Below are 14,952 nucleotides of genomic sequence, written 5' to 3'. Positions count from 1 at the left end.
CTTTCAGCTCAAGCGGTTGGGCACGGGCTGGCCTTGGCCGCTCAATGATTCGGTTCCGACGAGCCGGTAGGCTCTGCTGTCAGCTTGGCCAGGTCACCGTTCACCTGCCCGTGGGGCCCATCGTGGCCGTGGTGGTGGCCCCCTTCGTGGTCCATCGGTTCCTCGTCGTCGTTGGGGCGGAAGCCCGCGAAGAAGTCGATGATCCGCTCGCCGAGGACGTAGTAGATCGGGATGACGAACCGGCCGAGCACGGTGCTCACGGCAATGCCGAACGCGATGACGATGCCCAGCGAGTTTCGGCTATACGCCCCCGCGCCCGTGGCTCGGGCCATGGGCAAGACGCCCATGACGAACGCGAACGACGTCATCAGGATCGGCCGCAACCGTTCCCGTGAGGCGGCCTTGGCCGATTCGATGATGCTCATTCCATGCTTCTTGCGCATCTCGACGCCGAATTCGACGACCAAAATGGCGTTCTTCGTCTCGAGGCCGATGAGCATGACGAGCCCGATCTGACCGAAGACGTCGAGCGGCATGTCATAGATCCAGAGCCCGACGACGGCGCCGAACATGGCGAGCGGGACGGTGAGGATGATGACCGTCGGCCGGACCCAACTCTCATAAAGGGCCGCCATGAACAGGAAGACGCAGATGACCGAGAGGGCGAAGATATAGGTGGAGAGGTTGCCGGTCTGCTGCTCCTGGAACGTGGTTCCGGTCCATTCATAGCCGAAACCTTCGGGGAGGACCTTGGCGGCGACCTCTTCCATGGCGGCGAGCCCTTGCCCCGAGCTGAAGCCGGGGGCCGGTCCACCGTTGACCTTGGCGGCGCCATAGAGGTTGTAGTGGGGGACGTCGATCGGCCCCAGCTTGTACTTGACCTGGCCGAGCGAGCTGAGCGGGACCTTCTGACCCTGGCGGTTCAAGACGTTCAGGCTGAGGATGTCCTCGGGCTTGTTGCGCACGTCCCCTTCGGCCTGCATCAGCACTTTCCAGACTTTGCCGTAGAGGTTGAAGTCATTGACATAGTACGCCCCCAGGTTGGTCTGGAGGACGCCGAAGACGTCGGAGACGGGCACATCGAGGCGGCGGGCCTTGGTCCGGTCAAGGTCGAACCGGAGCTGGGGGACCCGGGCCGAGAAGCTGGAGAAGACACCCGCCAACTCGGGCCGCTTGCGGGCCTCCGCCTGGAACTGGTCGACAACCTGCTGGAGCGCCTCGACCCCCTTGCCGCCGCGGTCCTCGATCATCAACTCGAAGCCACCGGTCTGGCTCAGGCCGCGGATCGGCGGCGGCTGGAGCACCATGACGATGGCGTCGCGGATCTGCGAGGAGAGCTGGATTTGCAGACTTTGCGCCAGGCCCGCCGCGCGAAGCTCGGGCGTTTTTCGCTCGTGCCATTCCTTGAGCGGCAGGAAGATGATTCCGGAGTTGCTCTGGTTCGTGCCGCTCATGATGTTCAGGCCGCCGAGCGTGACGACATGCTCGACCCCCTCCAACTTCATGGCGATCGATTCCACGCGTTTCATCACCTGCGAGGTCTTCTCCAGGCTGGTCCCGTCGGGCGCCTGGATCGCGACGATCAGATAGCCCTGGTCCTCGGTCGGAATGAACGACTTGGGCCGGGCCATCAGCATTCCGCCGGTCAGGACCAGCAGGCCGACCGACGGGATGACGATCGTCCACCAGTGTCGGGCGGTGAACTCGAGGAACGAGTCGTACGAGTTCTCCAGCCACCGCATCCCGGCGTTGAACCAGCGGAAGAAGAAGAACTTCGTCTCGCCATGCTTGGCCTTGAGGAAGAGCCGGGACATGGCCGGGCTGAATGTCAAGGAGTTGAACGCCGAGAAGACGAACGAGAACACGATCGTCATCGCGAACTGGTTATAGAGCCGCCCGGTCATCCCGGGGATGAACGCCACCGGCACGAAGACCGCAGCCAGCACCAGGGTGATCGTCACGATCGGCGTCGTGATCTCGGCCATGGCCGCGCGGGTCGCGGCCAGTGGCCGCAAACCTCGGTGGAGGAACTTCTCGACGTTCTCGACCACGATGATCGCGTCGTCGACGACCAGGCCGATGGCCAGGACGAGCCCGCAGAGCGTCAACGAGTTGAGCGAGAACCCGAAGACAGCCATCAACGCGAACGTGGCGACCAACGAGACCGGGATCGCCAGCATCGGGATGATCGTGGCCCGCCACCCTTGGAGGAAGACGAACACGACGATCATCACCAGGACGAACGCCTCGACGAGCGTGTGCTTGACCTCTTCAATGTTCTCTTCGACATACTTGGTCGTGTCGTAGGCGATCCGGTACTCCATGCCCTCAGGGAAGCTCTTGGAGAGCCGGTCCATCTCGCTCCGGATCTTGCCGACGATCGAGAGGGCGTTGGCGTCGGCGTACTGGTAGATCACGATGGAGCCGGCGGCCTTGCCGTCGAGGAATCCGGCCGTCTCATAGTTCTCCGAAGAGAGCTCGACGCGGGCCACGTCGCTGAGCCGGACGATCGAGCCATCGTCTTTGCGGCGGACGATGATCTCCTCGAATTCCGCCGCCTTGGATAAACGGCCCTTCACGGTGATCGGGAACTCGAACGCTTGCCCCTTGGGCACGGGCGTGGCGCCGATTTTTCCCGCGGCGGCTTGCAGGTTTTCCTGCTGAACGGCCTGAATCACCTCCGACGGCGAGATCCGCATCTCGGCCATTCGGTTTGGATTGAGCCAGATCCGCATGGCGTACTTGCGGCCGAACGTATTGACGTCGCTGATCCCCTTGATCCGTTTCAGCGAGTCGGCCACGTAGATCTGGCCGTAGTTGTCGAGGTAATTTGCGTCGTATCGCCCGTCTTTCGAGTTGTCGATCAGGTTCACCACGCAGACGATGTCGGTCGACGTCTTCTTGATCGACACGCCATACTGCTTGACCTCGGGGGGGAGTGCGGGGGTGGCCGTCTGCACCTTGTTCTGGATGTCGACGGCGGCGATGTCCTGATCGTAGCCGACCTCGAACGTTGCCGTGATGCTCGCAACGCCGTTGCCGGTGCTGCTCGACGAGAAGTAGATCATCCCCTTGGTGCCGTTGATCTGCTGCTCGATTGGAGTCGTCGCGGTCTCGGCCACGGTCTGGGCGTCGGCCCCCGTGTAGGTCGTGGTGATCTGGACCTGGGGCGGAGCAATTTGCGGGTACTGGGCAATCGGCAGGAGGAAGGCGCAAATCCCCCCGATCATGAGCATCAGCACGGCGATGACGGTGGCGAAGATCGGCCGACCGATGAAGAAGTTGACCATGAGGGTGTCGGGCTCGCTTCGGGTGTTCTCGGGCTCCAGGGCAGGGGGCGACTCAATCCAATTCGAGCGTGTGTGAGCCGCTGTTTTTTGTAGGGTGGGCAGGGCCCGTCAGGCCTTTTGACAAAAGGTCTGACGGGAGTGAGACCCCTACTTTTCTCAGGGCGAAACCTGGTGGGTCATGTCCGCCCTATAAGCGTCGGCTTGGCTTCTCACACGGGCATTAGTGTGTGGGCTTGGCTTCGGGTTTGGCGTGCGGGGCCGATTGATCGGCCTTTCCGTCCGCTTGCTCCGGGCTCTTGGCGGCCGCTGAGTCCTCTTCCACCGGCCGCGGGATGACGGCCAGCTCGGCCTTGACTGGCATGCCGGGCCGGACGAGCTGCAACCCCTGGAGGATGACCGGCACGCCCGCGTCGAGCCCTTGGGTGAGGATCCGCATCCCCTGGTACGACTGTGCCGCCTTGACGCGTTGAATCGCCACCTTGCTTTCGTCGTCGACGACGTAGACGACCGGCCCGGCCTCGGTCTCCATCACGGCCGACTCGGGGACAACGACCGCGTCTTGGATCCGATCGACAACCATTTCGAGCTTGGCATATTCGCCGGGCAGAAGCGTTCCCTCAGGGTTGGGGATCCGGGCCTTGACCAGGAACGTGGAGGTCGTTTCATCGATTGCGTTATCGATGAAGAAGCATGTTCCTTCGTGCGGGTGTTCGTCATCCCCCTCGAACCCGGCGTGAAAGAGCCGGATGGCCAGTCCCTCGTTGATCAACTGGGTGGCGCGTTTGAGGTAGCGGGAACTGGTCCGGATCTCGATACCCATCGGGTCGAGCTGATGAATGGTGGCGAGGTCGGAGAAGCTGCCGCCGGTGGCATCGGGGCCGACGAGGTTGCCGACCTTGACTTTCGCCTCGCCGATCCGACCGTCGATCGTGGCGTACATCCGGCAGTAGCCGAGGTTGATCTCCGCGTCTCGCACGGACGCCTTGGCCGCCTCCACTTGCGCCTTGGCGGCGAGGATCCCCACCTCGTAGTCAGCCCTCGCCTGCTCCAGGTTGGCGCGGTCGGCCTCGACCTGCGCGTCAAACTTTTTGCGATCGGCCTGGGCCTTGTCCACATCCTCTGCCGAGCCGGCACTCCGCGTGTGCAGTGCCCGGGCCCGCCGTTCCTCGATCATGCTGAGGGTGAGCTGCGCCTCGTCGAGAGCGAGCTGCGCGGCGGCGACCTCTCGGCCCTTGGACGATTCTGCTTTCTTGAGCGCCGCCTCCGCCTCGTCCAGCTTCGCTCTGCTCATCAAGAGGGCGATCTTATAGCTCTGTTCATCGATGACGAGCAGGAGTTGCCCCTTCTTGACGTGGGAACCCTCCTCGAAGTGGCGTTCGGTGAGGAACCCACGGACTCGAGCCCGCACGACGACTTCCTCCAGCGCCCGTGTCGTTCCGTTCGGCGTGGCCAGGATCGGGACGTTCATTCGCGATGACTTGATGATCCCCACCATCGGCGGCGGTGGAGCGGCCTGGACCTCCGGCTTCTTGCACCCGGCGACGCTCAGCGCGGCCGCTAACACGACGAGACCTCCGGCCATTCGCAGGATCGGGCGGGCGGGCAGGCTGTTGTCCAAATTCATGTGGTTCGGCATCCCAAAAGAGGGGGCGGCCCGGCCAAGGGGCAGGTTGCTTAATCTCAATCTGTCTCGCGCCGCCGAAGAGGACCCTCGACCGATCGCAGCGGCACGCTCTCTTTTTTGGAGAGCCCGAGCACCACGCCATGCCGAGGAAGTTTCTCCTTCCTCGGATTTGGTTCAAAGTAAACGGGCGTTGACAGAACATTATCCCCATTGTACAGCTGAGTCAACCCGTGTTTACTTAGTGGATCTTCTACAACGGAGCGTGGTAATGACTGAGCGAGCCGCCGAGACGGGTCCGAGACGTCGAGGGTCCGCCGCGACCCGAGAGGCGATTCTCGAGGCGGCGGCCAGCCGGTTTGCATCGAATGGGTATGGGGGGGCCGGAGTGCGTGAAATCGCGGCCGACGCCGGGGTGACCGCGGCGCTGGTGAATCGCTATTTCGGCTCCAAGGAAGGTCTTTTCGCCGAGGTGATCGAGCGGGCGTTTGACTCCGGCGACCTGCTGGGGGGGGAACGAGCCGACCTGGCCGCCCGCCTGGCGCGGCGGATGGTTTTTGGCCGGGAGGACGCCCGGGACATCAGTCGGATTCCGATGCTGCTCTTGCTTCGCTCGGCCACCGAGCCAAGGGCGGCCGAGTTGCTCCGGGCAAACCTGGATCGCACGTTCATTCGGCCCTTGGCCAAGATCCTGGGCGGACCCGACGCCGAGCTTCGCGCTGGCCTGATTGCCTCTCAACTCACCGGGTTTGCGACTCTCGACCAGATGATCCAGACCGAGGCGTTTATCGGGGTCGACCGGCAGCGGCTGGCCGCCTTACTCGCCATAGTCGTGGATCACATTATTGGGTGATCTCTTTGGCTCAACTGCTCGCCCCCCCCCCAAAAAAACAACGATCCGCGACAGAGCGAAAGAACCAATGATTCTTGCGGCTTCCGCCACGGGTTCGTTTGCAGTAGCACGGCCGGCCCGGCCGTAATTCCCTCGGGTCGGCGCGAGTCTGAGGAATAGCCCTGGGCCGAGGGGGATACGGCCGGGCCGGCCGTGCTACTTTTACGACCCGAGTTCGTGTTTGGGCGGGCCAGCAGACAGGGCATTCACGTTCCCCGCTCCCCTTTCTTTTTGGGGAGGGATGCTCGGCAACGAAATCCTGGTGAGCCGGGCCTCGGCCATCGGCTGGCTGGGGGCAGGCTGCCTCGTTGACTGGGACGAGCGGCCGGGTTAAGACAGTCCGGATCAAACACTCGTTGAATCGGGCGATCCGGCCACGCTGACCTGAAGCCCACCCCCTCCGTCGGAAGGTATCCAGGTGATGATGACCGCACTTGCTCTCGTGACGAGCCTGGTTCTGTTGGGACCGGGGCAGGAGACCGGTACGGAGGTCAAGAAGGGTGAGGCATGGACGCCCTTGTTCAACGGTCGCGACCTGACCGGCTGGTACACTTTCCTGCAGAAACACGGTAAGAACAGTGACCCCGACCGCGTGATCACGATCGAGGACGGGGCGATCCACTTATACAAGCATCCAGCCGACGCTTCCACGGTGGTCATGGGTTATATCGGCACCGAGAAGGAGTACGGCAACTACCACCTCCGGTTCAAGTATCGCTGGGGTGAGAAGAAGTTCGAGCCCCGCTACAAGCTGAAACGCGATGCCGGGCTGTACTACCACATCCTTGGGCCGGACGCGATCTGGCCCCGCTCGCTTCAGTTTCAGGTCGAGCAGACCAACGTGGGCGACCTGATCGCTCTCTTCGGCTTCCAACTCGATAGCTGGGTCGATCCCAAGACTCGCGAGGAGCCGATGCCGACGTTCCTACCCCCCGACAAGGGGGGCGAGGCTCGGGTCCTCGGAGGCAAGGGAATCGCCTACCAGAAGCACCTCGCGGGCGAGCATGAGGTCGAGGGCTGGAACGTCGCCGAGATCATCGCCAAGGGGGATGCGGTCACGCACCTCCTGAACGGGCGGGTGATCAACCAAGGAAAGAATGTTCGCCTGGTCGACCCCGAGCAAAATGGCGAGGCGCGGCCGATCACGAGGGGGCGGATCGCGCTCGAGATCGAGGCGGCCGAGATCTTCTTTCGCGATGTGGAGATCCGATCGCTGGACGACACGCCCACGGCTGGGCAGGGGCAAGTCAAGTGAGTGGCCGCCTGGGGAGACGAGACATGGGGCAGGGCAAGCGGAAGTCTTGGGCTGTGTTCGCGTTGGCGGCTTGTCTCGCGTCGGGCCAGGCCCACGCGGGGGAGCTGAAGGCGGGGGCGGCCAAAGCGGTCTTGGAAGCGACCGACACGATGGTCATCGGCGGGGGCATTGGCCCGGGGCACCTCGAAGGGCAGGAGGGGGAGCTGCGGGCCTCGGCCGTGGTCATCGAAGGACCCGATGGAGTCAAGGCGTGTCTTGTCGCGTGCGACGTGCTCATGATCGAACGCGACGTCCTTGACGCCGCCGCGCGGAAGATCGCCGAGAAGATCGGGGTCCCGTTCGACGCCGTCCTGATTAACGCCACGCATACCCATCATGCGCCGACGACCTGCACGATTCACGGCTACGAGCGTGAAGAAGCGTTTACACGACAGGTGGGCGAAAAGGCTGTCGAGGCGGCCGTCGCGGCGAACGCACGGCTTGCACCGGTGACGTTCAAGTTCCGGCTGGGTGAGGAGTCGTCGGTGGGGCGGAACAGCCGCCTCTTGCTGGCCGATGGCACGATCTACTGGGTGGGGGCGCTGACCGACGTGGTACGCCCGACCGGGCCGTTCGACCCCGAGTTGCCGGTCTTGGAGTTTCTTCGCAAGGACGGCAAGCCCGAGGCGGTCCTGTTCAACCACTCCACCCACACGATCGGCACGGTCAACGGGGCGGTTCGCTCGCCCGGTTTCTACGGCCTGGCCGCGCAGGAACTGGAGAAAGAGCGGGGGGGCACTTTCCTCTTCTTCGAGGGGGCGTCGGGCTCGACCCATAACCTTGAGCTGAAGGCCGCCGAGGCCCTGACCCGGATCAAGGCGGCCGTCGCCGACACGCTCGACCAGGTCACCGAACGCCCCGTCACTCGGGTGGCGGGCAAGCGCAAGGAGATCACGCTCCGAGTCCGGACCTTCGACGAGGCCAAGGACGATGCGGCGGTCGTCGCATATTGCACCAAGCGACAGCCTGCGCCTTACCACGAGAAGACGATCAATATCTTCCGCGAGATGCGCAAGCGGCTCGCCCCCCAGCAAGGACAAGAACGCAAGACCTGGGTGCAGGCGGTGGTGGTTGGCGACGTGGCGATGGTCGGCGTGCCGGGCGAGTTCTTCACCCACTTGGGGCGAGAAATCAAGCTTCGCTCACCGTATCGCGATACGTTTGTCTTTGAGCTGGCCAATGACTACGTCGGATACGTCCCCGATACACGTGCCTTTGACCGGGGCGGGTATCAGGTCTGGACCGGCCTGCACAGCTTCTTGGAAAAAGGCTCGGGAGAGAAAATCGTCGATACGGCGGTTGAGCTTCTCGACGAGCTCCATGGTGCGTCGAGCCCAACGCGCTGAGCCCTTGGTTCTTTTGTCCACGCTACCCGACGAGCGCGAGCTCGCTGGGACCGTGGACGCCCCGCCCGCTCTTGAATTGATGTTTGAATTCAATGCAAGCGGGAGGCTCGCGGCCTCAAACAAGAAACGTGAGCCATGTGATCACCGCTCGAAGGCTCCGGATACTCACCAAATGCTCCGACATTTCCCCGCTGCCCTGGTCGTCTCAGCCGCGTTCGCACTTCCACTTACGGCTCGGGCCGACGGTCCTCCCACGCCTCGGGAAGAGCTGGCGGCGATGCGGCTGGCCGACCCCGCGCTCGCGATTGAGTTGGTCGCCTCGGAGCCGGCCATCGTCAGTCCGGTGGCGATGGCCTGGGATGAGTTCGGCCGGCTCTTCGTGGTCGAGATGACCGACTACCCAACCGCCCTGACCGGCGGGCGGGTCAAGCGGCTCGAGGATCGCGACGGTGACGGCCGCTACGAGCACGCCACCGTTTTCGCCGAAAATCTGCACTATCCGAGCGGTGTCATGGCCTGGAATGGGGGCGTGCTCGTCACCGCCGCTCCCGACCTCCTCTACTTCAAAGACAACGACGGCGACGGCAAGGCCGACGTCCGCAAGGTGATTCTCACCGGGTTCGGCGAAGGGAATCAGCAGCTCCGCGTGAACAGCCCGAGCTGGGGCCTGGACAACTGGGTCTACCTCGCCAACGGTCGTTCCGGCGGGGCGATCCGCCGCCCGGAGGATCCCCCATCGAAGGCCGTTTCGATCCCTCGCAACGACCTTCGCGTGAAGCCAGGCACCGGCGCGTTCGAGCCGGTCGCCGGGTTCAGCCAGTTCGGCCTCCCCCGCGACGATTGGGGGGACCGGTTTCCCTCCTGGAACACCGTGCCGCTCCGGCACATTGTCCTGGAGGACCGTCCGCTTTCGCGCAACCCGAGCCCGGCCGAGATCCTCGACCTGAGCGACGGTGGCCGGATCTATTCGCTGGCTCCTTCGCAACGCCGGTTCAACGCCGAAACCGTCGCCTTTTTTAACGCGACCTGTGGGCCGACCATCTACCGTGGCGACTTGCTGGGTGCCAACTATGGGGGGCATGCCTTCGTCTGCGAGCCCCTGGGCAGCGTGGTCCACCACCGCCGGCTCGACCCTGAGGGACCGACCTTCGTGGCACGCCGGGTGGAGCAAGGGCGTGAGTTCGTGGCGTCGACCCACCCTTGGTTTCGCCCTGTGAATCTCGCCACCGGCCCCGATGGCGCTCTCTACCTCGCCGACTTCTGCCGGGCCTGGGTCGAGCATCCTGCCTTCGTTCCCGAGAACCTTCGCCAGAGCGTCGACTTTCGCGAAGGACATGAGCGCGGCCGGATCTGGCGGATTGCGCCGCGGGAGTCAAGCGGAAAGGACGAACACAGGCCGCACCTGCCTCTCAAGGCAGAAACCAGCGGCCTGGTTGCCATGCTGGCGGACCCGAACGGGTGGTGCCGCGACACTGCGCAGCGCTTGCTGGTCGAACGCCAGGACAAGAACGCGGTCGGGCCGCTCCGGACGCTGGCGAAGGCCTCGCCAAGTCCCCTGGGCCGAGTCCATGCGCTCTGGACGCTCGACGGCCTGGGAAGTCTCGACCCCGAGACGCTTCGCGCCGGCTTGCGAGCCGACGACCCGCACGTCCGCGAGCAAGCGGCCCGCCTGACGATGAGCCAGGCCGCGGAGTACGTTCCTGAACTCGCCACCCTGGCTGACGACCGCGACGTCCGCGTTCGGCTCCGTGCTGCGGTGGCGCTCGCGGGAGTCGACACCGATTCCGCCCGCGAGGCTCTGGCTCGCATCGCGGCGCGAGACGGCGATTCTCCCTGGGCCGCCTCGGCGATTCTCGGTGGGGTCGGCGAGAACCCGTCGCGATTTCTCGACACGCTGGCGGACCGCCAGCCCGCCTGGCTCAACGCCCCAACCTCCGCGCAGGCTCGATTTTTGACTCGCCTGGCCGCTCTGATCGGCGAACGGAATGACGGTCCGGAGATCGAGACGCTGCTCGATCGGGTGGCGGGAACGCCCGGGGAGCCGGCCGCGTTTGCCTTGCTCCAAGGGCTCAGCCAGGGGCAGGTTCGGCTCAAGACCCCTCGTCTCGACTGGACAGGCGCCGGGGTCAAGAAGGTCGAACCGGTTCTGGCGGCGGCCGGCCCGGCGGCGAGCGATCCGAGTCGCCCGGCGTGGGTCCGTGGGCTTGCGCTCGAGCTTCTGCTCGCGGTTCGGCCCGCCGCCTCGCGTCCTTTGCTCGCGGCGCTGCTCGAACCCGACCAGCCGACGGAACTGCAAGCCGTCGCTGCGCACGGAGTGGCCCGTGCTGCGGACCCGACGCTCGTCGCCACCCTTTTCGAGGGCTGGGACCGTTACGCCCTGGCGGCCCGCCGGGTCATGATCGGTGGGTTCGCGAGCACGACCGACCTGGCCGGCCGGCTCCTCACGGCCGTCGAGAAGGGGGAAGTTCCCGCCGTCGAGGTCGATCCGGCGACCCGCGAGGCCCTTCGCCTGCTTCCTGACCCCAAGTTTCATACCCGGGTCGAGGCGTTGTTTCCCACCTCGACGAATGCCGACCGCCGCGACGTGATTCGCCGCTACGAGCCCGCTCTCAGTCTGAGTGGCGACGCCAGCCGCGGCCGCGCTCTGTTCGGCAAGAACTGCCAGACCTGCCACGCCCGGAACGGCCAGGGGGCGAAGGTTGGCCCCGACCTGATCAGCGTCGCCGGCCGCCCGGCCGCCGACCTGCTCGTGGCGATCCTCGATCCGGCACGCGAAGCCGCGCCCGATGGTCTCGGGGTCATCGTTGTGACCACGCTGGGCCAGACGCTGACGGGGCTGCTTGCCGAGGAGACCCCGGCCGCCATTCGACTCCGCCGCGCCGAGGGGGTCGAGGACGTCATCCCACGCGGTGAGATCGAGGCGCTTCGACCGACCGGCCGCTCCCTGATGCCCGACGGCCTCGAGCAAGTCCTCACTCCTCAAGAAATCGCCGACGTGATCGCTTTTCTCCGCAGCGCCCCGGACGCTGCTCCCTAGGCGGTGTCCCAATCTCCTTTACCCCGGTCTGTTTGGGCGGATTGTCAGGCTGATGCCGGGCTTGCGGCTTGCCGATACGAGAGAGGAGACGGCGTCGCGCGGGTCGGCAGGAGGCCGGTTCGGCGACGTCTCCCTGGGCCGACATCGGCGTTCGGCTTCCGAAAAAGGCCCCGATCCGGCTATGATGAGTGAGTGTAACGCCTTGATGCCGAAAGCGATCGGGGATCGGGAACCGATCCGATGGCCCGTCACCGAGACAGATTGAGAGGACGCGATGCTGATCAGCGAAACGATTCATGCGGCGATCAACGAGCAGATCGTCAACGAACTGGGCAACTCGAACCAGTACGTTTCCATCGCAGCCTACTTCGAGAGCGAGTGTCTGTTCGGCCTGGCCAAAATTTACTTCAAGCAGGCCGAGGAGGAACGCGACCATGCCATGAAGTTCGTCAAGTTCCTCCTCGACTCGGGGGCCAAGGTGGCCATCAAGGAAGTCCCCGGGGCTCGGAACGAGTTCCGTTCGGCGGAAGATGCCGCTCAGCTCGCGCTCGACTCGGAGAAACGGACGACCGAGCAGATCTACAGCCTCGTTTCTCTCGCGACCGCGGAGAAGAACTACATCACGTTGAACTTCCTCCAGTGGTTCGTCAGCGAGCAGCTCGAAGAGGTTTCGAGCGCGGAGACTCGGCTGTCGGTGATCAAGCGTGCCGGCCCGAGCGTCCTGATGGTTGAAGCGTACCTGGCACACCAATGAGCTTCCGTCGGGATCTGCCGGACGAGTGGTAAAGCTTCGCCTCACCCACGATGAATTTCTCAACGATTTACGATGGGTCAGCGGCCAGAATTCGATTTTTCCCGTAAGGTGGTTACGGCCCACCATCTCGATCTCCCTGCTAGAGCGGAGGTTAAGATGGTGGGCCGTGCCATCCTGCGGGGAATGATTCGCGCGACGATGGTGCCATGGCCGATCGCATCGACGTAGGGAAAAACGGGTTCGGCGAAGCATTTACGACGAGTGAATGTCTTGTCTTCGGGCGAGCGTGAGCCCCCTGTTTTCGCACGTTATTGTCCCGTTGGGGAAGCGAAAGGACAGAGGAGCTGACGTTCGCCGCTCGCCTTTGGGGCGAGCGCACCCCTGTCTTCTGGCAAATCATGAATAAGGGTGGGCCCGTGCCCCCCGATCCGGCAAAGATCCCTTGCGTCTCCGCATCATTCGGTGCACCCTAGCCCCCCTCTGGCTTTTTCCGCCCGTGAGGTGGTGTGGCACTCTCTGCCCTTGTTTGGTCAGAGACTTTGAGGAGGGAGCCGATGGTGGCTCCGCCCGGTCTTGCCCGGTTCGGTTCGAGTGGGGGTTCCGCCGTGAGAACGCCTGGAATGTCCGTCCTCCTGTTTCTCATTGCCTCATGCTTGGGGGCAGGCGGGCAGTTCCTCTACAAGGCGGGCACCGATCGGGCCGTGGCGGCGGGGGGCCGGTTGGTCGACTTCGTCGTGAACGGGCAGATCCTGGCGGGAGTCGTCTGCTATGCGCTGGTGATGGCCTGTTTCGTGGCTGGTTTCCGCATCGGCGGATCGCCGTCGGCACTCTATCCGGTCTATGCGACCACGTTCATCTGGGCCGCCCTGATCGGCCGCGCGATGCACGGGGTGTCGATCGCCCCGCTCCATGTTGTCGGCATGGTGCTGATTATCGCCGGGGTTTCCTTGATGGGTCGCTAACCTAACCGAAGCGAAGAGGCGAGGTGGCACGTGGCTCCCGAGGTCTATCAACCGTCCGAAACCGATCGTCGCCCGTTGGCGAGCCGTTCCTGGAAGGCGTCCGGGGTGGTCTCGCACTGGCTCGCGCAGCGAGGCGCGAGCGCCAATGCGATTTCCGTGGCTGGCATGGTGGCCGGCATTCTGGGGGGTGGGGCGTTCGTACTCACTCGCCATGTCTCGATTCCCGCCCTGGCCTGGCTGGCGGGTGCGTTCTTGGTCCAGGCACGCCTGGCGGCGAATTTGCTTGATGGAATGGTCGCGATCGAGTCGGGCCGGGCATCGCGGTTGGGTGAGCTCTTCAATGAAGTTCCCGACCGGGTCTCCGACGCGGCGACGTTGATCGGGCTCGGTTACGCGGCCGGTGGGATTCCCTGGCTGGGGTATCTGGCCGCGGTCCTGGCTTTGTTTGTTGCGTACGTCCGTTCCGCCGCTCGAAACGCCGGAGCGCCGCAAGATTATTCGGGGCCGATGGCCAAGCCACATCGGATGTTTGCCGTGACGGTCACGGCCATTCTGTGCGCGATCGTCTCGCCCTGGCAGCCCGCCGCACTCTTCGGACAGGCCCAAGGACAAGGCGCGGGCTGGGGCTGGCCAGCCGTTGTCCTTGGCCTCATCGTCATCGGCTGCGTGGTCACGGCGATCCGGCGGCTCGTGCATGCGGGCCGGTTCCTGACAGCGAAACCGGACGGACCGAGGGAGTCGACGTCGTGAGTGGAAGTGCGTGGGAGCGTCTGTTCGGCTGGCGGCACGTTTTCGACGAGCGCGCGGTCGTCTTGATCGTGGCCGTACTGGGGGGGGCGCTTGTGCTCGCCCCGTTGATCATCCTGGCCCTCGATCGCGCGGGGCGGCTCAGCCCGGCGCTCAAGGCCGACCTTCGCAGCCGCTATTTCTCGTGGTTGATCATGGTGCCCCTCATCGTTCTACCGGTGCTCCTGGGAGCCGCCCCGACCATCTTCGCGGTCGCTCTGCTGAGTCTTCTCTGCTACCGAGAGTTTGCCCGTGCCACGGGCCTCTTTCGTGAGAAGCTCATGAGCTTGGCCGTGGTGCTCGGGATCGTCGCCGTGACGTTTGCGGTCGCCGACCACTGGTATTCCTTTTTCGTCGCCTTGACCCCGATCACCCTGGCGTTCATCACGGCCGTCGCCACATCGCTCGATCGCCCAACCGGGTACATTCAGCGCGTGGCCTTGGCGGTCTTCGGCTTCCTCCTGTTCGGCATCTGTCTCGGGCACTTGGGCTTCATGGCCAATGACGCCCGCTTCCGCTCGCTGATTCTCCTGCTCCTCTTCAGCGTTCAGCTCAACGACATCTTTGCTTATATCGTGGGTAAGTCGCTCGGGGGGCCGAAGCTCGCCCCGCATACCAGCCCCAATAAGACGATCTCGGGCTCGCTGGGGGCGGTCGTGCTCACCACGCTGCTCGTGTTCTTCCTGAGCGGCTTCATCTTCACGGAAGGGCCGTTGAGCGGGTCGGTCCAACGCCTGGTCCTGGGCTTGCTGATCAGTATCTCCGGCCAGTTCGGCGACCTGAGCGTGTCCTCGATCAAACGCGATGTTGGTGTGAAGGATACCGGTTCTCTGATCCCGGGCCACGGCGGTGTGCTCGACCGCGCCAACAGCCTTTTGCTTTCTGCTCCGACGGTCTTCCACTACATCCATTACCTCGACGGCATCGGCAGCGATCAGGCGACCCGGATTCTTTCGGGAGGAGGGTGAGC

The 14,952-nt window shown here is 64.3% G+C and carries 10 protein-coding genes; 8 read left to right on the top strand and 2 right to left on the bottom strand.

Annotated elements, in window-relative coordinates; all coding sequences use genetic code 11:
• Positions 1 to 41 precede the first annotated feature (41 nt).
• Entirely contained in the window at positions 42 to 3,290 is a 3,249-nt protein-coding gene (locus V5E97_RS24470; RefSeq protein WP_406694191.1) for an efflux RND transporter permease subunit, read from the bottom strand.
• 220 nt (positions 3,291 to 3,510) lie between these two features.
• A complete protein-coding gene (locus V5E97_RS24465) occupies positions 3,511 to 4,914 on the bottom strand; it encodes an efflux RND transporter periplasmic adaptor subunit (protein ID WP_406694188.1) in 1,404 nt (467 codons plus the stop codon).
• 268 nt (positions 4,915 to 5,182) lie between these two features.
• Here V5E97_RS24465 and V5E97_RS24460 point away from each other — a divergent pair, with 268 nt between their 5' ends.
• From V5E97_RS24460 to V5E97_RS24425, 8 genes are all read left to right on the top strand, one after another.
• Positions 5,183 to 5,764 carry a TetR/AcrR family transcriptional regulator gene (locus V5E97_RS24460; RefSeq protein ID WP_406694185.1) on the top strand — a complete coding sequence of 194 codons (582 nt, stop codon included), beginning with the start codon at positions 5,183 to 5,185 and terminating at the stop codon, positions 5,762 to 5,764.
• A gap of 460 nt (positions 5,765 to 6,224) precedes the next feature.
• Complete coding sequence (locus tag V5E97_RS24455) at positions 6,225 to 7,058, top strand: 3-keto-disaccharide hydrolase (protein WP_406694183.1); 834 nt, start codon at positions 6,225 to 6,227, stop codon at positions 7,056 to 7,058.
• A gap of 23 nt (positions 7,059 to 7,081) precedes the next feature.
• Complete coding sequence (locus tag V5E97_RS24450; protein ID WP_406694182.1) at positions 7,082 to 8,443, top strand: hypothetical protein; 1,362 nt, start codon at positions 7,082 to 7,084, stop codon at positions 8,441 to 8,443.
• Between the two features lie 172 nt (positions 8,444 to 8,615).
• Positions 8,616 to 11,480, top strand: a complete 2,865-nt coding sequence (locus V5E97_RS24445) for a PVC-type heme-binding CxxCH protein (protein ID WP_406694179.1) — start codon at positions 8,616 to 8,618, stop codon at positions 11,478 to 11,480.
• A 274-nt stretch (positions 11,481 to 11,754) separates the two neighbouring features.
• Positions 11,755 to 12,234 (top strand): ferritin, encoded by a 480-nt coding sequence (locus tag V5E97_RS24440; protein WP_406694178.1) that lies wholly within the window; start codon positions 11,755 to 11,757, stop codon positions 12,232 to 12,234.
• Between the two features lie 620 nt (positions 12,235 to 12,854).
• Positions 12,855 to 13,196, top strand: a complete 342-nt coding sequence (locus V5E97_RS24435; RefSeq protein ID WP_406694177.1) for a hypothetical protein — start codon at positions 12,855 to 12,857, stop codon at positions 13,194 to 13,196.
• 30 nt (positions 13,197 to 13,226) lie between these two features.
• Complete coding sequence (locus tag V5E97_RS24430; protein ID WP_406694175.1) at positions 13,227 to 13,946, top strand: CDP-alcohol phosphatidyltransferase family protein; 720 nt, start codon at positions 13,227 to 13,229, stop codon at positions 13,944 to 13,946.
• On the top strand, positions 13,943 to 14,950 hold the full coding sequence (locus tag V5E97_RS24425) for a phosphatidate cytidylyltransferase (RefSeq protein WP_406694173.1): 1,008 nt from the start codon (positions 13,943 to 13,945) through the stop codon (positions 14,948 to 14,950). The genes V5E97_RS24430 and V5E97_RS24425 overlap by 4 nt, the downstream gene beginning before the upstream one ends.
• Positions 14,951 to 14,952 lie beyond the last annotated feature (2 nt).

The sequence above is a fragment of the Singulisphaera photorubra genome, assembly GCF_045290345.1.
Classification (GTDB): domain Bacteria; phylum Planctomycetota; class Planctomycetia; order Isosphaerales; family Isosphaeraceae; genus Singulisphaera.
Note: the sequence above shows the minus strand (reverse complement) of the source record. Positions and strands in the feature narration are given on the sequence as shown.

What these genes read in the sequence shown, in the direction of transcription:
- V5E97_RS24465 (WP_406694188.1), bottom strand. Translation starts at nt 4,914, where the DNA reads ATGAATTTGGACAACAGCCTGCCCGCCCGCCCGATCCTGCGAATGGCC.
- V5E97_RS24435 (WP_406694177.1), top strand. Translation starts at nt 12,855, where the DNA reads ATGTCCGTCCTCCTGTTTCTCATTGCCTCATGCTTGGGGGCAGGCGGG.
- V5E97_RS24440 (WP_406694178.1), top strand. Translation starts at nt 11,755, where the DNA reads ATGCTGATCAGCGAAACGATTCATGCGGCGATCAACGAGCAGATCGTC.
- V5E97_RS24460 (WP_406694185.1), top strand. Translation starts at nt 5,183, where the DNA reads ATGACTGAGCGAGCCGCCGAGACGGGTCCGAGACGTCGAGGGTCCGCC.
- V5E97_RS24455 (WP_406694183.1), top strand. Translation starts at nt 6,225, where the DNA reads ATGATGACCGCACTTGCTCTCGTGACGAGCCTGGTTCTGTTGGGACCG.
- V5E97_RS24450 (WP_406694182.1), top strand. Translation starts at nt 7,082, where the DNA reads ATGGGGCAGGGCAAGCGGAAGTCTTGGGCTGTGTTCGCGTTGGCGGCT.
- V5E97_RS24445 (WP_406694179.1), top strand. Translation starts at nt 8,616, where the DNA reads ATGCTCCGACATTTCCCCGCTGCCCTGGTCGTCTCAGCCGCGTTCGCA.
- V5E97_RS24470 (WP_406694191.1), bottom strand. Translation starts at nt 3,290, where the DNA reads ATGGTCAACTTCTTCATCGGTCGGCCGATCTTCGCCACCGTCATCGCC.